20 protein-coding genes are annotated in these 23,131 nt (G+C 63.9%); 13 read left to right on the top strand and 7 right to left on the bottom strand.

The window, feature by feature from the left end:
• Positions 1-11: 11 nt before the first annotated feature.
• Together dnaK and G7044_RS10685 are read right to left on the bottom strand one after the other, a co-directional pair.
• Entirely contained in the window at positions 12-1,922 is a 1,911-nt protein-coding gene (dnaK, locus tag G7044_RS10690; protein ID WP_166328723.1) for a molecular chaperone DnaK, read from the bottom strand.
• Positions 1,923-2,111: 189 nt separating this feature from the next.
• On the bottom strand, positions 2,112-2,882 hold the full coding sequence (locus tag G7044_RS10685; RefSeq protein ID WP_235931251.1) for an ABC transporter permease: 771 nt from the start codon (positions 2,880-2,882) through the stop codon (positions 2,112-2,114).
• A 190-nt stretch (positions 2,883-3,072) separates the two neighbouring features.
• On the opposite strand from G7044_RS10685, the gene cysQ reads away from it, so the two are divergent.
• The 9 genes from cysQ to G7044_RS10640 are packed head-to-tail and all read left to right on the top strand — an operon-like array spanning position 3,073 to position 13,221.
• A complete protein-coding gene (gene cysQ, locus G7044_RS10680; RefSeq protein WP_166328721.1) occupies positions 3,073-3,876 on the top strand; it encodes a 3'(2'),5'-bisphosphate nucleotidase CysQ in 804 nt (267 codons plus the stop codon).
• Positions 3,876-4,676: a 3-deoxy-manno-octulosonate cytidylyltransferase gene (locus tag G7044_RS10675; RefSeq protein ID WP_166328719.1), complete on the top strand. Its 801-nt coding sequence runs from the start codon at positions 3,876-3,878 to the stop codon at positions 4,674-4,676. The genes cysQ and G7044_RS10675 overlap by 1 nt, the downstream gene beginning before the upstream one ends.
• Complete coding sequence (locus tag G7044_RS10670) at positions 4,673-5,953, top strand: glycosyltransferase family 2 protein (protein WP_328803841.1); 1,281 nt, start codon at positions 4,673-4,675, stop codon at positions 5,951-5,953. The genes G7044_RS10675 and G7044_RS10670 overlap by 4 nt, the downstream gene beginning before the upstream one ends.
• Positions 5,954-5,996: 43 nt before the next feature.
• The gene (locus tag G7044_RS10665) at positions 5,997-6,890 is read left to right on the top strand and encodes a UTP--glucose-1-phosphate uridylyltransferase (RefSeq protein WP_166328717.1); all 894 of its coding nucleotides are present in this window, start codon (positions 5,997-5,999) and stop codon (positions 6,888-6,890) included.
• Complete coding sequence (gene galE, locus G7044_RS10660) at positions 6,890-7,891, top strand: UDP-glucose 4-epimerase GalE (protein ID WP_166328715.1); 1,002 nt, start codon at positions 6,890-6,892, stop codon at positions 7,889-7,891. Before G7044_RS10665 ends, galE begins: the two co-directional genes overlap by 1 nt.
• Positions 7,872-9,122 carry a glycosyltransferase gene (locus G7044_RS10655; RefSeq protein ID WP_235931250.1) on the top strand — a complete coding sequence of 417 codons (1,251 nt, stop codon included), beginning with the start codon at positions 7,872-7,874 and terminating at the stop codon, positions 9,120-9,122. The genes galE and G7044_RS10655 overlap by 20 nt, the downstream gene beginning before the upstream one ends.
• 46 nt (positions 9,123-9,168) lie before the next feature.
• Complete coding sequence (locus G7044_RS10650) at positions 9,169-10,161, top strand: glycosyltransferase family 2 protein (RefSeq protein ID WP_235931271.1); 993 nt, start codon at positions 9,169-9,171, stop codon at positions 10,159-10,161.
• Positions 10,158-11,837 (top strand): beta-1,6-N-acetylglucosaminyltransferase, encoded by a 1,680-nt coding sequence (locus G7044_RS10645; RefSeq protein WP_166328713.1) that lies wholly within the window; start codon positions 10,158-10,160, stop codon positions 11,835-11,837. The genes G7044_RS10650 and G7044_RS10645 overlap by 4 nt, the downstream gene beginning before the upstream one ends.
• Positions 11,830-13,221: a hypothetical protein gene (locus G7044_RS10640; protein WP_166328711.1), complete on the top strand. Its 1,392-nt coding sequence runs from the start codon at positions 11,830-11,832 to the stop codon at positions 13,219-13,221. Before G7044_RS10645 ends, G7044_RS10640 begins: the two co-directional genes overlap by 8 nt.
• 21 nt (positions 13,222-13,242) lie before the next feature.
• Here G7044_RS10640 and G7044_RS10635 read toward each other — a convergent pair whose 3' ends face one another.
• Together G7044_RS10635 and G7044_RS10630 are read right to left on the bottom strand one after the other, a co-directional pair.
• Positions 13,243-14,106, bottom strand: coding sequence for an SDR family oxidoreductase (locus G7044_RS10635; protein ID WP_166328709.1), 864 nt, complete (start codon positions 14,104-14,106; stop codon positions 13,243-13,245).
• 121 nt (positions 14,107-14,227) lie between these two features.
• Positions 14,228-15,229 (bottom strand): LLM class flavin-dependent oxidoreductase, encoded by a 1,002-nt coding sequence (locus G7044_RS10630; RefSeq protein ID WP_166328707.1) that lies wholly within the window; start codon positions 15,227-15,229, stop codon positions 14,228-14,230.
• 95 nt (positions 15,230-15,324) lie between these two features.
• Between G7044_RS10630 and G7044_RS10625 the strand changes: the two genes are divergently transcribed.
• From G7044_RS10625 to G7044_RS10615, 3 genes are all read left to right on the top strand, one after another.
• Positions 15,325-16,803: an AMP nucleosidase gene (locus tag G7044_RS10625; protein ID WP_166328705.1), complete on the top strand. Its 1,479-nt coding sequence runs from the start codon at positions 15,325-15,327 to the stop codon at positions 16,801-16,803.
• A 190-nt stretch (positions 16,804-16,993) separates the two neighbouring features.
• Positions 16,994-17,290 carry an HU family DNA-binding protein gene (locus G7044_RS10620; protein WP_166328703.1) on the top strand — a complete coding sequence of 99 codons (297 nt, stop codon included), beginning with the start codon at positions 16,994-16,996 and terminating at the stop codon, positions 17,288-17,290.
• A 146-nt stretch (positions 17,291-17,436) separates the two neighbouring features.
• A complete protein-coding gene (locus G7044_RS10615; protein WP_166328701.1) occupies positions 17,437-18,351 on the top strand; it encodes a DMT family transporter in 915 nt (304 codons plus the stop codon).
• On the opposite strand, the gene G7044_RS10610 is transcribed toward G7044_RS10615, so the two are convergent.
• Positions 18,312-18,902, bottom strand: coding sequence for a glutathione S-transferase family protein (locus G7044_RS10610; protein ID WP_328803839.1), 591 nt, complete (start codon positions 18,900-18,902; stop codon positions 18,312-18,314). The two genes, G7044_RS10615 and G7044_RS10610, sit on opposite strands and share 40 nt — an antisense overlap.
• 59 nt (positions 18,903-18,961) lie before the next feature.
• Between G7044_RS10610 and G7044_RS10605 the strand changes: the two genes are divergently transcribed.
• Positions 18,962-19,663, top strand: coding sequence for a helix-turn-helix transcriptional regulator (locus G7044_RS10605; protein WP_166328699.1), 702 nt, complete (start codon positions 18,962-18,964; stop codon positions 19,661-19,663).
• A gap of 49 nt (positions 19,664-19,712) precedes the next feature.
• On the opposite strand, the gene G7044_RS10600 is transcribed toward G7044_RS10605, so the two are convergent.
• A complete protein-coding gene (locus tag G7044_RS10600) occupies positions 19,713-20,618 on the bottom strand; it encodes an outer membrane protein (protein WP_235931249.1) in 906 nt (301 codons plus the stop codon).
• Positions 20,619-20,639: 21 nt separating this feature from the next.
• Positions 20,640-23,078, bottom strand: a complete 2,439-nt coding sequence (gene gyrB / locus G7044_RS10595) for a DNA topoisomerase (ATP-hydrolyzing) subunit B (protein ID WP_166328696.1) — start codon at positions 23,076-23,078, stop codon at positions 20,640-20,642.
• Positions 23,079-23,131 lie beyond the last annotated feature (53 nt).

Genomic DNA, 23,131 nt, shown 5'->3' with positions numbered 1-23,131 from the left:
TTCATCCGCGCTTACTTGCGCTTGCCTTCACCGAGATCTTCGAAATCGGCGTCGACAATATCGTCATCGACGTCACGCGGGCCTTCGCTGGCAGCAGCCTCGCCCTCATCGGACTGCTGCGCCTTGTAGATGGCCTCGCCCAGGCGCATCGAGGCGTCCATGACGTTCTGAATGCCGCCCTTGATCTTGCCGGCATCTTCCGACTTGAGGGCTTCTTCCAGCGCGCCGATGGCCAGTTCGATCGCCTCGACGGTCGAGCCGTCGACCTTGTCGCCATGCTCGTCCAGCGATTTCTTGGTCGAGTGGATCAGGCTTTCGCCCTGGTTCTTGACCTCGACCAGTTCGCGGCGGGACTTGTCGGCCTCGGCATTCGTTTCCGCGTCGCGGACCATCTTGTCGATTTCTTCATCCGACAGACCACCCGAGGCCTGGATGGTGATGTCCTGCGACTTGCCGGTGCCCTTGTCCTTGGCGTTCACCGACACGATGCCGTTGGCGTCGATGTCGAAGGTCACCTCGATCTGGGGCAGACCGCGCGGCGCCGGGGGGATGTCTTCCAGGTTGAACTGGCCCAGCAGCTTGTTGTCCGCAGCCATCTCGCGTTCGCCCTGGAACACCCGGATCGTCACCGCGTTCTGGTTGTCCTCGGCGGTCGAGAAGACCTGGCTTTTCTTGGTCGGGATGGTGGTGTTGCGGTCGATCAGCCGGGTGAAGACACCGCCCAGGGTTTCAATGCCCAGCGACAGCGGGGTCACGTCCAGCAGCACCACGTCCTTGACGTCGCCCTGCAGAACGCCGGCCTGAACGGCAGCACCCAGCGCCACGACCTCGTCGGGGTTCACGCCCTTGTGGGGTTCCTTGCCGAAGAAGCCCGAGACCTCCTCGATCACTTTCGGCATCCGGGTCATCCCGCCGACCAGCACGACCTCGTCAATGTCGGCCTTGGAAACGCCGGCATCTTTCAGCGCGGCTTTCACCGGGTCCATGGTGCGCTTGATCAGGTCGCCGACCAGGCTTTCCAGCTTGGCGCGGGTCAGCTTGACGACCATGTGCAGCGGCGTGCCCGAGTTCTTGTCCATCGAGATGAACGGCTGGTTGATCTCGGTCTGGGTCGAGCTGGACAGTTCGATCTTGGCCTTTTCCGCCGCCTCTTTCAGGCGCTGAAGGGCCATCTTGTCCTTGGTCAGGTCGACGCCATGTTCCTTTTTGAACTCGTCCGCCAGATAGTTGACGATGCGCATGTCGAAGTCTTCGCCGCCCAGGAACGTGTCCCCGTTGGTCGATTTCACTTCGAACAACCCGTCGTCGATTTCCAGAATGGTGATGTCGAAGGTACCGCCGCCAAGGTCATAGACCGCGATGGTTTTCGATTCTTTCTTGTCCAGACCGTAAGCCAGTGCGGCGGCGGTCGGTTCGTTGATGATACGCAGCACTTCAAGGCCGGCGATCTTGCCCGCGTCCTTGGTGGCCTGACGCTGGGCGTCGTTGAAATAGGCGGGCACGGTGATGACGGCCTGGGTGACGGGTTCGCCAAGATAGCTCTCGGCGGTTTCCTTCATCTTGCCCAGGATCATGGCGCTGATCTGCGCGGGCGAATATTTCTCGTCCCGGACCTCGACCCAGGCGTCGCCATTGCCGCCGTCGACGATCTCGTAAGGAACCAGCTTGCGGTCCTTTTCCACGGCCGGGTCGGTGACGCGGCGGCCGATCAGGCGCTTGACGGCGAAGACGGTATTGGTGGGGTTGGTCACAGCCTGGCGTTTCGCCGGCTGACCGACCAGGCGTTCACCTTCGGTGAAACCGACGATCGAGGGCGTGGTACGTGCGCCTTCGCTGTTTTCGATCACCTTGGGCTGGCTGCCGTCCATAATGGCGACAACGCTGTTGGTGGTGCCCAGGTCGATCCCGATGACTTTAGACATGTATAAACCTTTCTTCCGGCGATTTCTGCGGTCCACGGGTCCATGAAAGGCCCCCGCGGGCCTGATCCCTTATGCAACCGGCCGTCCCGATGGCCGGCTTCGTTGGGCTATATAGGAAGGCTGTTTTCGGGCTGCAAGAACCGCCGCGACCTGTCGGGCACCCGTTTTTCATCAATTTGGGCAGGCGTTTCAGCGCCCCGCCGTCCAGCTGAGCGAGACCTGGTTGCGGGTCACGAATTCCCCCATCAACCCGATCATCGCCAGTGCGATCGAGACATAGATCGGATACATCAGGCTGGAATTGTGCGGCGTATAGTTGATGAAGGCGAAGCCGCGGGTCTGGTCGATGACGTGAAACAGCGGATTCCAGTCGAACATGCGCAGCACGAAATGGGGCAGCGTGTTAGCCACTACCATCTTGCCCGAGGTGAACATGTTCATCCGCATGTAGAACTGGCTGATGATCGTGATCCCGCGCGGCCACCAGGGCTGCGCGGCACGGAAGACCAGCCCGATGCAGCAGCCGGTGAACCAGGCCAGCAGGAACATGCCGAGGCAGGGGACCAGCCGGTCTATCCCCAACGGCTCGATGAATGTATTGGTGAACAGCAGCAGCACCGTACAGGCGAGCAGCTGCTGATACAGCGCCGCCAGCGCTGCCGCACTGATCGAGATCGCGGTGTTCATCGGCGTGTGCTTCATTAGCGGCGAAACCGGGCCTTCTGCAGACATGACCGCCGTGATGGCCTGGTTATGGGTCATGAACATGAAGATGCCGGTCATGATGTAGACGATGAAATTCCCCCGGATCGGCGAGGTGCGCACCCCAATGATCGTGAACAGCGCATAGAAGACCGCCACCATCATCATGCCGCGCAAGATCGTCATCAGCAGCCCGACAATCGCGCTGCGCTCGCTCTTGCGCAGCTTGTAGACGGTCATGTGATAGATCAGCGCCATCGTGGTAAGCGAGGCCTGGAAAAGGTTCGTGGTTCTGCGCTGTTGAAACAATTGTCCCTCGCTGGCGGGTCGGCCTGCCGGCGCGTCCGGCTTGCCCTGAACCCACGCCCGGATCATAAGTGTCCGAACAGCCCTGCACAATCAAACATGCAAGGCTCGATGAATGAACGATTAACGTCCGGAGGGCGACATGGATTTCGACAGGCTCACCACGGTGATGCGCCGGCTTGCGCTGGAAGCTGGCGACAGGATCATGCAGATTTACGGCGCCGAGGATTTCGAGGTTCGTTCGAAATCCGACGCCTCACCCGTTACCGAGGCGGACGAGGCCGCGGATGCGCTGATCTCGGCCGGGCTGCGCGCGGAATTTCCAGATGTCACGCTGGTGACCGAAGAACAGGCCGCCACCCACGGCCAGCAGGCCACGACTTTCCTGATCGTGGACCCGTTGGACGGAACCAAGGAATTCGTCCAGCGGCGCGGCGATTTCACCGTCAACATCGCCTATGTCGAAAACGGCGTGCCGTTGCGGGGCGTTGTCTATGCACCGGCCAAGGGGCGGCTGTTCTATACCACTGCCGATGGCCGCTCGGTCGAGGAGACAGGTCCCTTTGGCGAGGCTCCCGGCGCCACCCATTCGATCGGCGTCAATGCCACGCCTGACAATCGCGGGCTGATGATCGTGGCGTCGAAATCGCACCGCGACGCGGCGACCGATGAATATATCGGGCGTTACCGGACGCGCGACATGACCTCGGCCGGGTCGTCGCTGAAGTTCTGCCTGGTGGCGACGGGCGAGGCGGATTTGTATCCGCGCCTTGGCCGGACGATGGAATGGGACACGGCCGCAGGCGATGCGGTGCTGCGCGGCGCGGGTGGCGAGGTGGTGCGTTTTGACGATCACACGCCCTTGGCCTATGGCAAGCCCGGCTTCGAAAACCCCTTCTTCATCGCCTATGCGCCGGGCGTGCTGCTTGTGAAAGATACCGCCTGATGTCGGTTGTCATCGTCATCCCGGCCCGCTTTGCCTCTACCCGCTACCCCGGCAAGCCGCTGGCGATGCTGAAAGGCGCGACCGGTCAATCGCTGTCGCTGATCGAACGCAGCTGGCGCGCGGCGCAGGATGTGGCGGGCATCGACCGGGTCGTCGTCGCCACCGATGACGACCGCATCCGCGATGCCGCAGAAGCTTTCGGGGCCGAGGTGGTGATGACCTCGCCCGAATGCCGCAACGGCACCGAACGCTGCGCCGAGGCGGTGACGAATATGGGCATCACGCCCGAGATCGTGGTCAACCTGCAAGGCGACGCGCCCCTGACACCCGCCTGGTTCATCGAGGATCTGGTCGCCGGCCTGCGCGCCGATAGCGCGGCCGATCTGGCCACGCCGGTGCTTCAGACATCGGGCAAGATGCGGGCGGATCTGCTGGCCGACCGCGCCGCCGGCCGCGTCGGCGGCACCACGGCGGTCTTCGGGGCGCGGATGCAGGGGCTGTATTTCTCGAAAGAGGTGATCCCCTATGCCGGCCGCGACTTCGCCCCGGACGAAATCACCCCGGTCTTCCACCATGTCGGCGTCTACGCATACCGGCCCGACGCGCTCGCCGCCTATCCTGGCTGGCCCGAGGGCAAGCTGGAAAGGCTGGAAGGGCTGGAACAGCTGCGCTTCCTGGAAAACGGTCGCCGTATCCTCTGCGTCGAGGTCGCCGCACGCGGCCGCCAGTTCTGGGAGCTGAACAACCCCGAGGACATCCCCCGCATCGAATCCATGCTGGCGGAGATGGGTCAGGCGTGAGCCCGGCCACCGCAGCCCCCGCGATAAGGGCGAGTGTCGTCGTCGTCTCGCGCGGGCGGCCGGAATTGCTGGGGCTGTGCCTGACCGCGCTCAGCTATCAAACGCATCCGGATTTCGAGGTCATTCTGGTCGCCGACCCGGAGGGGCTGACGCAGCGCCCCGATCTGCCAATCAAGCGGGTCGGGTTCGACCTGCCGAATATTTCGCAGGCGCGCAACCTCGGAATCGCGCAGGCGGCGGGCGACATCATTGCCTTCATCGACGACGATTCGGTGGCGGAACCGACCTGGCTGTCGCGGCTGGCCGCGCCCTTCGCGGATGCGCGGGTGATCGCCGCCGCCGGCTGGACCCGCGACCGCGACGGCTTTCGCTGGCAAAGCCGGACCCAACGGATCAGCCGCCAAGGCCTCCCGCGCGAACTGCCCCGCGCTCCCGCACTGCAGCTGCTGCCTGTCGAGGCGGAAGAACCCGTCAGCACACTGGGCACCAATTGCGCGTTCCGCGCCAGCGCGCTGCGCCAGGTGGGCGGCTTCGATCCGATCTTCTCCTATCACCTGGACGAATCGGACGTGAACATGCGCATGGCCCAAACCTTCCCTGAGGGGCTGACGGCGGTAGAGCCCTCCGCGCAGGTGATCCACGCCCGCGCGGGCAACCCGCGGCGGACCGGGCCGGCGACGCCGCTGGATCTGCATGTGCACGGCCGCTCGGCCGCGCTGTTTGCACGCCGGCACGGCGGCGCAGCGCCCGATGACGTGCTGCTGCCCCGCCTGCGGCGGCAGATGCACCGCGCCATGCTGGACGGACGGATGGACCCGCTGCGCATAGCCCCGGTGCTGACCACACTGCGCGCCGGTCTGCGCGATGGCCGACAGATGGCGCTGGAAGGCCCGCCGCCGCCGCGCAACGACAGCCCTGCGGCCTTTCGTCGCATGCCGTCCCCCTGCCATGACAGCGCGGTGATCGGGGGCTGGCACTGGCACGCGAACCGCCTGCGTGGCGAGGCAGCCAAACTGCTGTCGCAGGGCCTGGTCCCCACCATTTTCCTGTTGACGCCCAGCGTTCTGCCGCACCGGGTCCGGCTGACCAAACAGGGTTGGTTCGAACAGACCGGCGGAATCTGGGGGCCCTCGGAACCGGGTGATTCGCCCATGGCGCGCTGGCATATGCGCAGCAGACTTACGCGCGAGGCGAATTTGGCGAACTCGCGCCGGAACTTAGCACTTTCTGCGGACGTTGGCGCGCCACGCTTGTTCACTTGCAGAACTTGCGGATAAAAAGGAAATACGCGGAAAACCGCAATTCGAAGGGAATACCGTCATGAGCCGGAAAGTCACCAAAGCAATTTTCCCGGTCGCCGGTCTTGGCACGCGTTTTTTGCCAGCCACCAAGTCGATCCCGAAAGAGATCATGACCCTGGTTGACCGCCCACTCATTCAGTATGCAATTGATGAAGCCCGGGCAGCCGGGATCGAAGAATTCATTTTTGTGACCTCGCGCGGCAAGGGCGCGCTGGAGGATTATTTCGACCACGCCCATGAACTGGAAGCGACCCTGAAGCGGGGCGGCAAGAACGACCTTTTGGACATTCTGCGCGGCACGAACATGGATTCGGGCGCGATCGCCTATGTGCGCCAGCACAAGGCCATGGGCCTGGGTCACGCCGTCTGGTGCGCCCGCCGGCTGGTTCCTGAAAATGAATCCGTCGCTGTCATCCTGACCGATGACGTCATCATGGGCGAGCCCCCCTGCCTTCAGCAGATGATCGAAGCCCATGGCGAAACCGGCGGCACCATGGTTGCGACCATGGAAGTGCCGATGGAAAAGACCAAGTCCTACGGCGTTCTGGACGTGGCCGAAGATATGGGCGCCATCGTCAAGGCCAAGGGCCTGGTCGAGAAGCCGAAGGAAAACCCGCCGTCGAACCTGGCGGTGATCGGGCGCTATATTCTGGCGCCGACGGTGCTACAAAACCTCAACAAGCTGCGCGAAGGCGCGGGCGGTGAGATCCAGTTGACCGATGCCATCGCCGACGAGATCGTCGAGGGCCGCGAGGTGTTCGGCCTGCGCTTCCGCGGTCAGCGCTATGACTGCGGTTCGAAAGCTGGCTTCCTGCAGGCCACCGTCGCCTTCGGTCTGGAACGCGACGAGTTGCGCGACGAGTTCCTCGACTATCTGAACGAGGTCGTTTCGATGCAGCGCGCGGCCGAGTAATGGCGGACAAGGTTCTGGTAACCGGCGGTGCCGGTTACATCGGCTCTCATGCCTGCAAGGCGCTTGCGGCGGCGGGTTTTGTTCCCGTGACCTATGACAGCCTGATCACGGGCTGGCGCGAGGCGGTGAAGTTCGGCCCCTTCGAGGAAGGCGAGCTGATGGACCGCGCCCGGCTTGATGCGGTTTTCGCCAAGTATAAACCCGTCGCGGTGATGCATTTCGCCGCCCTCAGCCAGGTTGGCGAGGCGATGTCACAGCCCGGCAAGTACTGGCGCGGCAATGTCAGCGCCTCGCTGTCGCTGATCGAGGCGACGCTGGCCGCTGGCGTGCGTGATTTCGTCTTTTCCTCGACCTGCGCGACCTATGGCGATCAGGACGGGGTGGTCCTGAATGAGGGCAGCGCCCAGCTGCCACTGAACGCCTACGGCGCCAGCAAGCGCGCGATCGAGGATATGCTGAAGGATTTCGGCGCCTCGGACGGGTTGAACAGCGTGATCTTTCGGTATTTCAACGTCGCCGGCGCCGATCCCGATGGCGAGGTGGGCGAGTTCCACCAGCCGGAAACCCACCTGATCCCGCTGATCCTTGACGCCATAGACGGCCGCCGCGCGGCGCTGACCATCCACGGCACCGATTACCCGACCGAGGACGGAACCTGCATCCGCGACTATGTCCATGTCATGGATCTGGTCGACGCCCATGTGCAGGGCCTGAACTGGCTGCGTGCCGGGAAAGGCCCGACGAAAGGCGGGACCGAGGTTTTCTGCCTTGGCACCGGCGATGGCTTCTCGGTCCGCGAGGTCGTGCGCGCTGCCGGAACGGTCACCAATCGCGAAGTTCCCATGCAGGACGGGCCGCGCCGCGCGGGCGATGCGGTCAAGCTCGTATCTGGCAGCGAACGCGCCGGGCGGGTTCTGGGCTGGACGCCCGACCGGTCCACCATGCCACAGATGATCCGCGATGCCTGGCGATGGCATCAGAATGGCGGATATGACCGCTAGCCCGGCATTTCTGCTGGACGTCTCGCGGCTGGTCTCTCGGATCGGGACCGGCCCCTTGACCGGAATTGACCGCGTCGAAGCCGCCTGGCTGGCCCATATGGCCGACCGCCCGCACCTGCTTCTGTGTCGTGTCACCCGCGGCCAGGCCCTGCTGCCACCGGCTGCGGGGCCTTTGATCCTGCGCTGGATCGCCGGCGACCTGTCGGGCCTGCCCGCCCGACCCGGCTGGCGTGAACGGCTGGCCCGGCAGTCCGGGGCGCCCGCGCTTGCCAGAACCGCGCTGCGCCAGATGGCCCTGACGGTTGCCAACCGTGACGGACGCGGCCTTGCGGCGGAAATGCAGCGCCGCCTGCCCGGCGCGGCTTATCTGAATGTCGGTCATTCCAATCTGGATCGGAGACTGTTGATCGGCCTCGCACCGCTGATGCGGGTGGTGCTGATCCATGACACCATCCCGCTGGACCACCCGGAATTTACCCGCCAGGGGCAGGCTCCGAAATTCCGCGCCCGGCTGATGAACGCGTTGAACTTCGCGGACCTGATCGTCACCGTCTCGCAAGCCACCGCCGAGAACGTCGCGCTTTGGCGCGGCCGGCTGGCCGTCACCCGCCGTGCGCCGATCATCGCAGCCCCGATCGGCACAACCCTGACCCCGCCCGATCCAAGCGCCATTCCAGCCGATCTGCCCCTGGACCGGCCCCTTTTCGTGACCCTCGGCACCATAGAGCCGCGCAAGAACCACGCACTGCTGCTGGATGTCTGGGAACGGCTTGCCCGCCGCCTGTCGGCGGAAAAGATGCCGCGCCTGCTGATACTCGGCCGGCGCGGCTGGGAAAATGCCGAGGTTTTCGCCCGGCTCGACAAACTGCCAAAGGACGGCGCGGTGATCGAACGCGCAGGCCTGCCCGACGCCGCTGTGGCCGCATTGATCAGTCGCAGCCACGGCCTGCTGATGCCCTCCCGTGCCGAGGGCTTCGGCCTGCCGCTAACCGAGGCTGCGGGGCGCGGTATCCCGGTTCTGACCGCCCCGCTGCCATCGGCGCGAGAACTGCTGGGCGATTACCCGCGCTATCTGGACGCTGACGATTCCGCGGCATGGGCAGACACGATTGCAGAGCTGGCGGCTGGCCCTGCTATGTCACTGAAACCTATTGCAGTTTCATCATGGAGCGGGCATTTTATGCCTATCGAGCAGGCAATCATGTCGCGACAGAACAACCTGACAGCGTGAATGGTGGCAGCTGGTGGCGAGACATTGGAAATCCAGCTGGAACGCGCTGAGACTTCGCGCAATCCGGCAATGGTATCTTGGCCGTGCATTGCGCCGCCGGAAACAGGTGAAGCCTGTCAAGCTGCGCCTGAAATCGGTGCCCAAGGACGCCATTCTTTGCTTTGTCACCCAGCGGAATGAACGTATTCGCCTGCCCTATTTCCTGGACTACTATCGTCGCGCGGGCGTCGGGCATTTCCTGTTTGTCGACAATGATTCCGACGACGGCAGCGGCGAATACCTGGCCGGCCAGCCAGATGTATCGCTGTGGCGGACGACGACCAGCTATAAGGCCGCGCGCTTTGGCATGGACTGGCTGAACTGGCTGCTGTTTCGCTATGGCACCGGTCATTGGTGCCTGACAGTCGATCCCGACGAGTTTCTGGTCTATCCCCATTGCGACACTCGACCGCTGCAGGCGCTTGTCGACTGGATGGACAATTCCGGGGTCAAGAGCTTCCCGGCAATGCTGCTGGATGTCTATCCCGAAGGCCGCATCGGCGATCAGCCCTATCACGAGGGTCAGAACCCGATGGAGATCGCACGCTATTTCGACGCTGCGAATTACATGATCCACAAGAACGGCCGGCACGGCAATCTGTGGATCCAGGGCGGCCCGCGCGCGCGCGCCTTCTTCGGACGCAACCCGGAACTGGCGCCGGCGCTGAACAAGGTGCCGCTGATCCGCTGGGAACGGCAATATGCCTATATCTCGTCGACGCATATGGCGCTGCCACGGACGCTAAACCTCGTCTATGACGAAAACGGCGGAGAGCGTATCTCTGGCGTGTTGCTGCATGCGAAATTCCTGTCGACCTTCATCACCAAGTCCAGCGAGGAAATGGAGCGTGGCGAGCATTACGCCAACAGTCAGGAATACCGTGCCTATAATGCCGTGTTGCATAACGACATGGTGCTGCACACGCCGGAATCCCGCCTGTACGAGGATTGGCGGCAGCTTCAGGATCTTGGGCTGATCTCGCAGGGGAACTGGCCATGACGGGGCCGGTCCGCCTGGGCGTCGTCTTCCTGTGCCACAACGAACTGGACGTGGCCGCATCTATGGTGCGCGTCTGGCATGACGGCGGGGCGGCAGTGGCGATCCATGTCGACAGCCGTGCGAACGAGGTCAACTATCAGACCATGCGCCAGTCGCTGGCCGACCTGACGGATATCGTCTGGGTCGACCGCCGGCGCTGCGAATGGGGCATGTTCAGCATGGTCGGCGCGACACAGGCCGCCGCAACCGCGCTGCTGGACCGGTTCGAGGACGTGACCCATGTCCTCGTCGCCTCGGGCTCCTGCCTGCCACTGAGGCCGGTGGCCGAACTGTGCGACTATCTGCGCCGACACCCGCGCGTCGATTTCATCGAAAGCGTCAGCGCCCAGGATGTCGGCTGGACAATGGGCGGCCCGAATATCGAGCGGTTCGAGCGGTATTTCCCCGTTTCGTGGCGCAAGCGGCGGCGGCTGTTCGACTGGCTGGTCGAGATGCAGCGCAAACTCCGCATTCGCCGGACGATGCCGCGCGGGCTGGTGCCGCATCTGGGTTCGCAATGGTGGTGCCTGACCCGGCAGACGCTGGACGCGATCCTGCACGATCAGCGGCGCAGCGAATTCGACCGGTTTTTCCGATATTGCTGGATCCCGGACGAAAGCTATTTTCAGACGCTGGCACGGCGGCATTCCACCCGGATCGAAAGCCGCTCTTTGACGCTGTCGAAATTCGACTTTCAGGGCCGGCCCTACACGTTTTACGGCGACCACGCCGACATGCTGTCGCTGTCGCGCTGCTTCGTTGCGCGCAAGATCTGGCCCGGCGCACGAGAGCTTCTGTCGCGCTTCCCCGAGGATCTCGGCGCCGAGGGCCAGCGTGATGAACCCGATCCCGGCCGGATCGACCGCCTGATCGCCGCCACCGTGGCCCGGCGCACGCTGGGGCGGCCGGGCCTGTATATGCAAAGCCGGTTCCCGCTGAAGGACCGCGAGAATGGCAAAACCGCCGGGCCTTATGCGCTGCTGCAGGGTTTCACCGACCTGTTCCCGGATTTCGAGGCATGGCTGCAGGCCCGCGTCGACGCCGATGTTCATGGCCATCTTTTCGCGCGTGAAAGCGTCGAATTCGCCGGCAGGCCACGCATCGGGCCGGGGGCGATTTCGACGCATCCCGAAAGCCGCGACTATGATCCTTACGGTTTCCTGACCAGCCTGATCCGCATCACCGACCGCATGCAGGTCTTCCAATACGGGCCGCGCGACCTTCAGGCGCTGAACTGGTTCATGGTGACCGACCCCAATGCAACGATCCGGGTGATCACTGGCGCCTGGGTGGTGCCGCTGATGCATTCCGATATGCCATTCGACGATGTCCGACACATCGCCGCCCGCCTGCAACGGACAGAGCTGAGTCAGCTGAAGGTGCTCCGCTCGGTCTGGGTCAAGGCCGATGTCGAGATTTGGGAGCTTTCCGATTTCGTCGCCCGCCCCGCAGCCACCCTTCAGCGCGTGGTCCGCGACCTGACGCCGGGGACATGGCCGCTTTACGATCAATACCCGCAGCTGCGCGATCTGGATCAGCTGGGCCGCTTTCTGCAACGGTTGCGCAATGCCGGCCTGCAACCGCGCCTGATGGGCGATTTTCCGGCCACGCGGTCAGAACAGGAATGGAATGTCTGAGGTCAACAGCTTCGTCATCTTCGCGGAAATGCGCACCGGCTCGAACCTGCTGGAGGCGACGCTCAACAAGATCAAACGGGTCACCTGCTTTGGCGAGGCCTTCAACCCCTATATGTTGGGTTGGCCCGATACTGACCAGATCCGCGGCGTGACCCAGGCCGAACGCGACGCCGACCCCGCCCACCTGCTAGAGGCGATTACCGCGCGCGAAGGGCACCTGTCCGGCTTTCGCTATTTCCACGACCATGACCCGCGCGTACTGGATGCGATCATGGCCAACCGGCGCTGCGCCAAGATCGTGCTGACCCGCAACCCGGTCGACAGCTACGTCTCGACCGAGCTTGCCCGCGCCACCAACCAGTGGAAGCTGAACCAGACGGAAACGCCGATCCCCGCCGCCATCACCTATGACGGCCCCGCCTTCCGCGATACGCTGTCGGCGATCCAGGCCTTTCAGGCGCGCATCCTGCGCGGATTGCAGGTGTCGGGGCAGACGGCCTTCTGGCTGAACTACGATGACCTGCGCGATGCCGGGGTGATGACCGGCCTGCTGCATTGGCTGGGGCGCCGCGATCTGGAAGCGGTCGAGCCGGCCTCGGATCAGGTGCCGCAGAACCCGCGCGAAATGTCCGAAAAAGTCACCAATATCGCCGAGATGCAGGCCGATCTGGCGGCGATGGACCCGTTCCAGCTGTCGCGCATCCCCACATTCGAACCGACCCGAGGCCCGGCAGTCCCCAGCTTCGTCGCCTCGGATGCCGGGGGCGGGTTGCTTTACCTGCCCGTACGTGGCGGACCGCAGGACGCGGTGACCGGATGGCTGAAGGCAGCGGGCGCCGAGCTGACCCGGGACTTTACCCAGAACAGCCTGCGCGGCTGGCTGCGGGAACACCCCAAGCATCGCAGCTTTACGGTGCTGCGTCACCCGCTGCACCGGGCCTGGCAGGCCTTCACCCATCTGCTGGCGGCAACCTCGCCCGAATTGCGCCAGCAGATGCGCGACAACCAACGCGTCGCCCTGCCCGAAGACGCCGCCCTGCATGACATGTCCGCCGAGGATCAGGCCCGCGCCTTTGCCGATTTCCTGGGCTTTCTGAAGCGGAACCTGAACGGACAGACCGGGTTGCAGGTGCTGCCGATCTGGGCCAGCCAGACCGAGATCCTGGCCGGTTTTTCCCGCTTTATCACCCCGGATCTGGTCCTGCGCGAGGGAACCTTGCCCCGCGATCTGTCCTGGCTGGCCGAGGCCGCCGGGTTACCCGCCCCGCCGCCGCCTGAACCGGAACCAATGCCCGACTTCCTGGCTGAAAAATCGCTGCAACAGGCCGCCCGCGCCGCCTATCTGCGCGACTATGTCCAGTTCGGATTTGCCAACCAGCCCTGACGGGCGCAGCGGCGGCGCGCCCTAGGCCGTCTCGGCCCGCAGGATCGCCTGCAACCCGGATACCACATCGGGATAGCGCAGATGATAGCCGATCTCGTCGCGCAGGCGGTCGTTCCGCACGCGCTTGGATTCGGCATAGAAGCTGCGGGCCATGGGGGTCATCTCTGCCGTTGCAAAGGGCTCGGCCGGGGGCACCGGCAGGTCCAGCATGTTGGCGGCAAGCTCGATCACCGTCTCGGGCGGTGCGGGCTGATCGTCGCACAGATTGATGACCCGCGCGCCGGGCACCGGCGGCCGGTCCAGCGACGCCATGATTGCGCCGGCAATGTCGTCCACATGGATGCGCGAAAACACCTGCCCCGGCTTGACGATGCGGCGGGCCGTCCCGGCGCGCAGCTTGGCAAAGGGGCCACGGCCGGGGCCGTAAATGCCGGCGAGACGAAAGATGGTCAGCGGCCACCCGGCGCGGCTGGCAAGCGCGGTCCAGTCATCCTCTGCCTGAAGCCGTGCCTTGCCGCGCGTGGTGGTCGGGGCGGGGGGCGTGGTCTCATCCACCCAATCACCGCCACGATCGCCGTAAACATTGGTCGAGGACAGATAGCCCACCCAGCCAGGGCGGGCGCGCAGCAACTCGCCTGCAAATTCCGCCAGAACCGGGTCGCCGGTCACGGGGCCGGGGGCCGCGGAAATCAGGATCGTATCGGCGCGGGCGATTTCCGCGCGCAGCCGGTCGGCATCGCCGGGCCAAAGGATCGGCGTGGCCCCGGCGGCCGTGACCCGCCCCGGATCGCCCCGCGTGGTCCCCGCCACCGTCCAGCCAGCCGCGATCAGCTGCGGGGTCAGGGCGGCGGCGGTATAGCCGTGGCCAAAGATCAGCATATGCATGGGGTCACCGGAATAGGTTTCTGTCGCGGCGAAGATGCAGGCGCCGGTGCGGGTTGGTCAACCCGACGGATGGCCGCGGCCCATTGCTGCGGCTATCCGGGGGCGGAAGGTCAGGGCCGGGTCAGGCCGGCGACTTCATTCCCTCCATGACCTCGGCGGCGATGCGGAACGAGTTGCGGCGCGCCTCGGGGTCGTGGATCTGGCCGGTCAGGATCACTTCGTCCGGGGCATAGCGCGCGATCAGTTCGGACAGTTGCGCGCGCACGGTGGTGGGGCTGCCAACGGCGCTGATGCGCAGGGCCTCACCCACCATGCGCTGGATCGGCGGGGTGATTTCCGACAGGTCATCTGTCGGCGCCGGCAGCTTGCCCGGCTTGCCGCTGCGCAGACGTGCAAAGGCCAGTTGCTGGCTGGATTGCAGCAGCCGCGCCTGTTCATCCGTGTCGGCGGCGATGACGTTGATCGCCAGCATGAAGCGCGGGCCGTCTTCGGCATCGGGGCGGCCGGCGGGCTGGAACCGGTCGCGATACAGCGCCAGCGCATCCTCCAACGCGGTCGGCGCGAAATGCGAGGCAAAGGCGTAAGGCAGCCCCAGCATCGCCGCCAGTTGGGCACCGAACAGGGACGAGCCGAGCATCCAGACCGGAACATGGGTTCCCTGCCCCGGATGGGCCTGCACCGCCGCCGCCGGGTTCGGAACGTCCAGATAGGAGATCAGCTCCAACACGTCCTGCGGGAAATTCTCGGCCATGTCGGGGGATTTGCGCAACGCGCGGAACACCGCCCCATCACCGCCCGGCGCGCGGCCCAGACCAAGGTCGATCCGATCGCCATGGATGGTGGCCAGCGTGCCGAACTGTTCGGCGATGGACAGGGGCGAGTGGTTGGGCAGCATCACGCCCCCGGCGCCCACCCGGATGCGCGAGGTCGCGGCCGCAATATGGCCGATCAGCACCGAAGTCGCCGCCGAGGCGATGCCGATCATGTTGTGATGTTCGGCCAGCCAATAGCGGTGATAGCCAAGCCCGTCGGCCATCTGCGCCAGCGCGACACTGCTTTCGATAGCCTCACGAGTGCTGCTGCCTTCGGGAACGGGGGCAAGATCGAGGATGGAATAACGCATGAGATTTTCCTTTCGCGAAGGACTTAGGCACCGCGGGGCTGTCTTGCCAGTGTCGCGCCCGGCTGGCACTGTCATCAGAACGACGAGGTTATTTGATGAACGACGAACAATTGCAGCTGGAAACGCCTGCCGCTGGCGCGCCGGAATATTTTACCGATCCCCGCGCAGCAGTGGAACGCCTCAAGGAACTTTATGACCAGTCGAGCGGCTTTCTGACCGACCGCTTCGTTCATACGCTAAGCGGCGAAAAGCCCACTGCCCGCTATCGCGCCTTCTACCCCGAGGTGCGCCTGACGACGACCAGCCACACCAAGGCGGATTCGCGCCTGTCCTTCGGCCATGTCTCGCTGCCCGGCACCTATGCCGCAACGATTACCCGCCCCGACCTGTTCGAACATTACCTCCGCGAACAGCTGGGCCTGCTGATCCGCAATCACGGCACCCCGATCGCCGTGGGTTACAGCGACACGCCGATGCCGGTGCATTTCGCCGTCGCCACCCGCACAGACCTGAACGTGCCCCAGGAAGGGGTTCTGGATTACAGCCTGCGCGATGTCTTCGACGTGCCCGACCTGAACACCGTAAACGATGATATCGTCAATGGCGTGGCGGTGCCGGGGCCAGACGGGGTGCAGCATCTTTCGCCCTTCACGGCGCAACGGGTCGATTATTCGCTGGCGCGGCTGGCGCATTACACCGCCACCGACCCGAAGCATTTCCAGAATTTCGTGCTGTTCACCAACTATCAGTTCTATGTCGACGAGTTCGAGGCCTTCGCCCGCACCGCGCTTGGCGATCCGGCCTCGGGCTATACCGAATTCGTGGCACCGGGAAACCAGGTCATCGACCAGCCAGACGGCGAAATCGTGCCGCTGGCCAAGATGCCGCAGATGCCCACCTATCACCTGAAACGCGCCGGCAATCAGGGGATCACGCTGGTTAATATCGGCGTCGGCCCGTCGAATGCCAAGACCGCGACCGACCACATCGCGGTGCTGCGCCCGCATGCCTGGCTGATGGTCGGCCATTGTGCCGGGTTGCGCAACAGCCAGCGACTGGGTGATTTCGTGCTGGCCCATGCCTATCTGCGCGAGGATCACGTGCTGGACGACGACCTGCCGGTCTGGGTGCCGATCCCGGCCCTGGCCGAGGTGCAGGTGGCCCTGCAGGAAGCCGTGGCCGAAGTCACCAAGCTGGAAGGATACGAGCTGAAGCGCATCATGCGCACCGGCACCGTCGCCACCATCGACAACCGCAACTGGGAACTGCGCGACCAGTCCGGCCCGATCCACCGGCTGTCGCTGTCGCGCGCCATCGCGCTGGATATGGAAAGCGCCACCATCGCCGCCAACGGCTTCCGCTTCCGGGTTCCCTACGGCACGCTTCTCTGCGTCTCAGACAAGCCGCTGCATGGAGAGCTGAAGCTGCCCGGCATGGCCACCGATTTTTATCGCACGCAGGTTGCCAATCACCTGCTGATCGGCGTCCGGGCAATGGAAAAATTACGCGACATGCCGCTGGAACGGATCCATTCGCGCAAACTACGCTCTTTCAGCGAAACAGCGTTCCTCTGAGCGCGCCAAAGCATGTTGACCTTGCGTAAATCAGCGCTGAATCGGCGGAAATTGCGCTTTCCTGCGTCAGATCGTGCCAACCCCGCGAAAAACGGTTGAAAAGTTGGGCGAAACCTTGTGTAGCAAGGGAATGCCGCAGCCAGCGGTAACTAAAGTTCCCCACCGAAGGGGATAACGAGGAGACTGACTTATGGCTCAAGCCGTCAAGCCGATGACCAAGACCCAACTCGTCGCCGTTCTGGCCGAGGAAATGGGCAGCGACAAGAAAACCGCCACTGCCGCACTGGACGCGATCGCTTCGGTCGTGACCCGTGAAGTGTCGAATGGCGGTGCCGTGACGCTGCCGGGCATCGGCAAAGTTGCCTGCCGCGCACGCCCCGAGCGTCAGGTTCGCAACCCGCAGACCCAGGAAATGATGACCAAACCCGCGGACAAGCAAGTCAAGGTCACCGTTGCCAAAGCGCTGAAAGACAGCGTGAACGCCTGATTGGCCGTTGACAGCTTTTCAGGGCCGCCTTTCGGGGCGGCCTTTTCTTTTGGCGGGCCTTTTTCTTTCTGCGCCAAACCGACTGCCGGGACTGGCGCCCCCCTTCCGCCGCGCCTAAGGTCGCCCACGCAGCAAGGGGTGTGGCGATGGATTTCAAGGCCGTTCTGATGGGGCTGGCATTCGCGGTGATGTGGTCGTCGGCCTTCACCTCGACCCGCGTGATCGTAACCGCCGCCCCGCCGCTTACGGCATTGGTGATCCGCTTTGCCCTGTCGGCAGTGATCGGCATCGCTATCGCCCGCGCCATGGGCCAGACATGGCGGCTGACGCGAGCCGAATGGCGGGTGCTGATCGTCTTCGGGATCATGCAGAACGCGTTTTATCTGGGCCTCAACTGGATCGCCATGCGCACGATCGAGGCCTCGGCCGCGTCCATCATCGCCTCCATGATGCCGCTGCTGGTGGCATTCTTCGGCTGGGTCTGGCTGGGCGAAAAGCTGCGGCCGGTGGCGATTGCCGGGCTGGTGCTGGGGGTGCTGGGCGTGGCCCTGATCATGGGGGTGCGGCTGCAACACGGGCTGGACCCGCTGGGCGCGATCCTTTGCGTGATCGCGGTGGTTGCCCTGACGGTGGCGACGCTGGTCGTGCGCGGCACCGGGGGCAGTCGCAACATGCTGATGATCGTGGGGCTGCAGATGGCCGTGGGCGCCGTGGCGCTGATCATCCCCGCAGCCGTCATGGAATGGGGCCAGCCGATCGAATGGAGCTGGCGGCTGGTTCTGGCCTTTATCTATACGGTCGCCGCCCCGGGGCTGGCGGCGACCTTCATCTGGTTCCGGCTGGTCAGCCGCATCGGTGCGGTGCGCGCGGCGACCTTTCATTTCCTGTCGCCGATCTTTGGCGTCACCATTGCCGCGCTGTTTCTGGGCGAGCGCTTCGGGTGGAGCGATGTGATCGGGGCCAGCATCGTGGCGGCGGGCATCCTGATGGTGCAGATGGCCCGCCTGCCAGCTGCGCCCGATCAGCGTTCGCCGACCAGCCTGACCGATTCCCGGTCCTGACAGCGCGTGACCCAATCCTTGATCGCAGGCGTCGCGGGCAACTGGTCACCGAACCACGCAAAGGGGCCGGCGCAAAGCAGATCGGCGGCACTGAAATCATCGCCCAGCAGATAGGGCTGACGGGTCAGCACCTCGTCCAGCCGCTGGATTGCGGTGTCATAATCGCGCAGCGATGCCTTGATCGCCGGATGGTCCACCTCGGCCCAGCTGAGGATCGCCACCGGCTCGAACACCCCCTGATACCAGGCCAGCCAGGACAGGTAGCGCCCGCGCTGCGGGTCGCCGACCGACCGGCCCAGCCCCGCCTTGGGGAAGCGGTCGGTCAGGTACAGGATGACCGCCGCACGCTCGCGCACGAAATCCTCGCCATCAGTCAGATAGGGCACCTTGCCTTCGGGGTGGGGATTCGACGGATCGCGCGCGCCTGATCCGTCCTGCCGGGGAATGGTGACGACTTTCGTCTGCACCTGATCGGTAATGCCCAGTTCATGCAGCAATTGCATCACCGAGGTCGAGCGGGATTGCGGGGCGTGATAAAAGGTCAGCATCATGGACTCCTTGAGTTCGATGCGTCACTTATGGCCCGAAGCCCCTGACAGAATATGGCAGCATGGCACGCACCGACCGGCTGATGCGATTGATGGACTGCTTGCGCCGCCTGCCCGCGCCCGTAACCGCCGCGCGGCTGGCCCAGGAAACCGGCGTCAGCCCCCGCCAGCTTTACCGCGACATTGCCACGCTGCGCGCAGGCGGCGCGCTGATCGACGGCGAGGCGGGCCTTGGTTACCGGCTGACGGAAGACCCGGCACTGCCACCGCAGAGCTTTTCACGGCTGGAGATCGAGGCCCTGCGTCTGGCGGTCGAGGCGCTGCCCCGCATCGGCGACCCCGACCTGACCGAGGCCGCCCGCGCCGCATTGGCGCGCATCATCGCCACCCTGCCGGATCGCCAAGCCCAGCAGGCCGCGCATACGGCACTGCGCAGCTTTTCCTTGAAGACTGAACGCCCCTTGCCCGCTGTCGACATGGCGCTGATCCGCCAGGCCTGCTGGGACGAGGCAGAGCTGCGCATCACCTATCGCGACCTGCAAGACCGCCAGAGCACGCGCGAGATCCGCCCGCTGGGCATGTCCTATTCCGAACACTCGCTGCTGCTGCTGGGCTGGTGCCTGCTGCGGCAGGATTTCCGCATGTTTCACTGCAACCGCATCCTCAGTGCCGAGCTGAGCGGCCACAGCTTCCGCCCGCAGCGCGTCGCGCTGTTGCGGGCATATACGCGGGCGCTGCGCGACCGGCACTCACCACGCGCATGAAAAAGGGCCATGCGGTCACCCGCACGGCCCAAACCCCAGAAAGCCGGGATCAGAAGCGGTAGTTCACACCGATCTTGATATTGTGGTATTTCGGCGTGGCTTCCGTGTGGAGATCCCCAAATTCGCGGGTTTCCTTGCCGAAATTCGCATATTCATATTCGCCGCTGACCGACAGCTTTTCCGAGACGCGCTTTTCAAGCCCGACGCCGACGATATAGCCGGTTTTCTTGAAATCCGCTTCGCCCGAGCTGGCGATGCCATTGTCATCGACAAAGCTGGCACGGTATTCGATATCCGCGCGGGCAACGCCGGCTTTGGTGAACAGCAGCAGGTCCGGCTTCACCAGATAACCGCCCTTCAGCACCAGCGAAACGACGTTCTTCACCTTCGACTCGGTCTCTGCCTCGAAGGGCACATAGCCGCCGGGGGTCAGCCGGCCACTGGTCTCATCTTCGATATTGCCGAAATCAGCGCTCAGTTCCGGGCCGAAAACCCAATCTTCGCGCTGCCAGCGATAACCGGCACGAATACCGCCATTCACGCCTTTCAGCTTCAGTTCGCCCGCATTGCCCAGCGAGCGTTCGGCATTGGTTGCAGTCGCCGTTTCGTGGTAGCCCACGCGATCTTCGCCCTGAAATGCATAGCCCAGCGTACCGCCAACATAACCGCCAGCCCACAGCGGAGCAGGTGCGGCGTCGACGACCGGGACAACCTGTTCAACCACCGGGGCGATATAGCCGCCAGCCAATGCAGCGGAGCCGGCAAACACAAAGGCGGCGGCAAACGGGAACGCGTTAATTTTCATGACTGACTCCACGAACATAGAGGGCGACTCTTGATGAATTGATATCTCAGGATACGGCTCCTCTTTTTGCGGAGCAATTGCGCTTATGGATAGTGTATTAACATGCAGCAATCCAGCCGCTGACTGCGGCAGGATTGTCACGTATTTCATCGCAAGGTGGTGAAAACGGGATCAGATGTCCAGATTTTCAACGCTCAGCGCGTTCTGCTGGATAAACTCGCGACGCGGTTCGACCAGATCGCCCATCAGCTTGCTGAAGATATCCTCGGCTTCCGACAGGTCCTCGATCTTGACCTGCAACATGGTCCGCGCCTGCGGGTCCAGCGTGGTTTCCCACAACTGTTCCGGGTTCATCTCGCCCAGCCCCTTATAGCGTTGCAGCGACAGGCCCTTTTCGCCTTCCAGCAGGATCGCCGACAGCAGGCTCAGCGGGCCAAAGATCGGCACCTCGCGGTCCTTGCGCACCAGCACAGCCGGCTTGGCGTAGATTTCCTGAAGCTTCGCCGTCATCGCGCCCAGTCGACGCGATTCAGCCGACCGCAGCATCGGGCCGTCCAGCGTCCGGCCCTCTTCGACCCCGCGCACCAGACGCGACAGCCGGATGCCGCCGTCCTGGGTCGGCCGCCCGGACCAGCCGCGTTCATATTCCTCGGCCACCAGATCCAGACGCGCGGCAACGTCCGCCGCCACCGCACCCGCATCTTCGTCAACACGGCCGGGCAGCAAAGCGGCGGCGATGGCCGCCTGCTCGGTCACGTGAGGCGGGTAATGGGTCGGATAGGCGCGCAGGATCCGCCGGGCGGTCCGCGCATCCTCGATCACCCGCAGCAGGTCATTGCCCGAAAGCGTCTCGCCCGACCCAAGACGCAGCGTGGCACCGTCAATGCCCTGCTGGATCAGGTAATCCTCCAAGGCGGCCTCGTTCTTCAGATAGACCTCGGACCGGCCGCGACCGACCTTATAAAGGGGCGGTTCGGCGATATACAGATGGCCCGCTTCGATCAGTTCGGGCATCTGCCGGAAGAAGAAGGTCAGCAGCAGGGTGCGGATATGGGCACCGTCCACATCGGCATCGGTCATGATGACGATCTTGTGGTAGCGCAGCTTGTCCAGATTGAATTCGTCCCGCCCGATGCCGGTACCAAGCGCGGTAATCAGCGTGCCCACCGTTTCCGAGGACAGCATCCGGTCGAAGCGCGCGCGTTCGACGTTCAAGATCTTCCCGCGCAAGGGCAGCACGGCCTGATTCTTGCGCGAACGCCCCTGCTTGGCCGATCCACCGGCCGAGTCACCCTCGACGATGAACAGTTCGGACAAGGCCGGGTCTTTTTCCTGACAGTCGGCCAGCTTGCCGGGCAGGCTGGCAATATCCATCGCCGTTTTGCGCCGGGTCAGTTCGCGCGCCTTACGGGCGGCTTCACGGGCCAATGCGGCCTCGATGATCTTGCCGACGATCTGCTTGGCCTCGGCCGGGTTTTCCTCGAACCACTCGGACAGCTTCTCGCCAACCAGACCTTCGACCGCAGGGCGCACCTCGGATGAGACCAGCTTGTCCTTGGTCTGGCTGGAGAATTTCGGATCCGGCACCTTGACCGACAGCACGCAGGTCAGCCCTTCGCGCGCATCATCGCCGGTAAATTCGACCTTCTCGCGCTTGGCGATGCCGCTGTCCTGCGCATATTTTGTGATCACACGCGTCAGCGCGCCCCGGAAGCCGGCCAAGTGGGTGCCGCCGTCGCGCTGCGGGATGTTGTTGGTAAAGGGCAGCACGGTTTCGTGGTAGCTGTCGTTCCACCACATCGCGACCTCGACCCCGATGCCGCCTTTTTCGCCCTGCATGAAGATCGGTTCAGGCATGACCGCGCTTTTTGAACGGTCGATGTATTTCACGAACTCGCGCACGCCGCCTTCATAGAACAGTTCGGTCTTCAGCGGTTCTGCCGGACGTTCATCTTCCAGAATGATCCGCACGCCGCTGTTCAGGAAAGCGAGTTCCCGCAGACGGTTTTCCAGCGTCTTGAACACGAAATCCCGGTTCGAGAAGGTGCCGTCCGGCCGGTCTTCGCGGGACGAGGCCAGAAACCGCACCTCGGTCCCCTTTTCGCCGGGGGCCGCATCGCCGACGACGCGCAGATGTTCGACCGTGTCGCCGTTTTCGAAACGCGCGACATGTTCCTTGCCGTTGCGCCAGATCCGCAGTTCCAGCCAATCGGACAGCGCATTCACGACCGAAACGCCAACCCCGTGCAAACCGCCCGAGACCTTATAGCTGTTCTGGTCGAATTTACCGCCGGCATGCAGCTGGGTCATGATGACTTCTGCCGCCGAAACGCCTTCGGTCGGGTGCATGTCGACGGGAATGCCGCGACCGTTGTCGCGGACCGAGATGCTGCTGTCGGCATGGATCTTGACGCGCACGAAATCGGCGTGACCGGCAAGGGCTTCGTCGATGCCGTTGTCGACAACTTCGTAAACCATGTGATGCAGGCCGCTGCCGTCGTCGGTGTCGCCGATATACATGCCGGGGCGCTTGCGGACGGCCTCCAGCCCTTTCAGCACCTTGATCGAATCGGCGCCGTATTCTGCTTGTTGCGGGGCAGTATCGTTCATGCCTGAATGTTCCTGTTCATTTGCGCATGATATAGTCACTCACGCGGGCAAAG

This window comes from Paracoccus xiamenensis, assembly GCF_011308835.1.
GTDB classification, from domain to species: domain Bacteria; phylum Pseudomonadota; class Alphaproteobacteria; order Rhodobacterales; family Rhodobacteraceae; genus Paracoccus; species Paracoccus xiamenensis.
The sequence above is the reverse complement of the archived record's forward strand: the minus strand, read 5'-3'. Positions and strand labels throughout refer to the sequence as shown.

What these genes read in the sequence shown, in the direction of transcription:
- dnaK (WP_166328723.1), bottom strand. Translation starts at nt 1,922, where the DNA reads ATGTCTAAAGTCATCGGGATCGACCTGGGCACCACCAACAGCGTTGTC.
- G7044_RS10685 (WP_235931251.1), bottom strand. Translation starts at nt 2,882, where the DNA reads ATGGCGCTGATCTATCACATGACCGTCTACAAGCTGCGCAAGAGCGAG.
- cysQ (WP_166328721.1), top strand. Translation starts at nt 3,073, where the DNA reads ATGGATTTCGACAGGCTCACCACGGTGATGCGCCGGCTTGCGCTGGAA.
- G7044_RS10675 (WP_166328719.1), top strand. Translation starts at nt 3,876, where the DNA reads ATGTCGGTTGTCATCGTCATCCCGGCCCGCTTTGCCTCTACCCGCTAC.
- G7044_RS10665 (WP_166328717.1), top strand. Translation starts at nt 5,997, where the DNA reads ATGAGCCGGAAAGTCACCAAAGCAATTTTCCCGGTCGCCGGTCTTGGC.
- galE (WP_166328715.1), top strand. Translation starts at nt 6,890, where the DNA reads ATGGCGGACAAGGTTCTGGTAACCGGCGGTGCCGGTTACATCGGCTCT.
- G7044_RS10655 (WP_235931250.1), top strand. Translation starts at nt 7,872, where the DNA reads ATGGCGGATATGACCGCTAGCCCGGCATTTCTGCTGGACGTCTCGCGG.
- G7044_RS10645 (WP_166328713.1), top strand. Translation starts at nt 10,158, where the DNA reads ATGACGGGGCCGGTCCGCCTGGGCGTCGTCTTCCTGTGCCACAACGAA.
- G7044_RS10640 (WP_166328711.1), top strand. Translation starts at nt 11,830, where the DNA reads ATGTCTGAGGTCAACAGCTTCGTCATCTTCGCGGAAATGCGCACCGGC.
- G7044_RS10635 (WP_166328709.1), bottom strand. Translation starts at nt 14,106, where the DNA reads ATGCATATGCTGATCTTTGGCCACGGCTATACCGCCGCCGCCCTGACC.
- G7044_RS10630 (WP_166328707.1), bottom strand. Translation starts at nt 15,229, where the DNA reads ATGCGTTATTCCATCCTCGATCTTGCCCCCGTTCCCGAAGGCAGCAGC.
- G7044_RS10625 (WP_166328705.1), top strand. Translation starts at nt 15,325, where the DNA reads ATGAACGACGAACAATTGCAGCTGGAAACGCCTGCCGCTGGCGCGCCG.
- G7044_RS10620 (WP_166328703.1), top strand. Translation starts at nt 16,994, where the DNA reads ATGGCTCAAGCCGTCAAGCCGATGACCAAGACCCAACTCGTCGCCGTT.
- G7044_RS10615 (WP_166328701.1), top strand. Translation starts at nt 17,437, where the DNA reads ATGGATTTCAAGGCCGTTCTGATGGGGCTGGCATTCGCGGTGATGTGG.
- G7044_RS10610 (WP_328803839.1), bottom strand. Translation starts at nt 18,902, where the DNA reads ATGATGCTGACCTTTTATCACGCCCCGCAATCCCGCTCGACCTCGGTG.
- G7044_RS10605 (WP_166328699.1), top strand. Translation starts at nt 18,962, where the DNA reads ATGGCACGCACCGACCGGCTGATGCGATTGATGGACTGCTTGCGCCGC.
- G7044_RS10600 (WP_235931249.1), bottom strand. Translation starts at nt 20,618, where the DNA reads ATGAAATACGTGACAATCCTGCCGCAGTCAGCGGCTGGATTGCTGCAT.
- gyrB (WP_166328696.1), bottom strand. Translation starts at nt 23,078, where the DNA reads ATGAACGATACTGCCCCGCAACAAGCAGAATACGGCGCCGATTCGATC.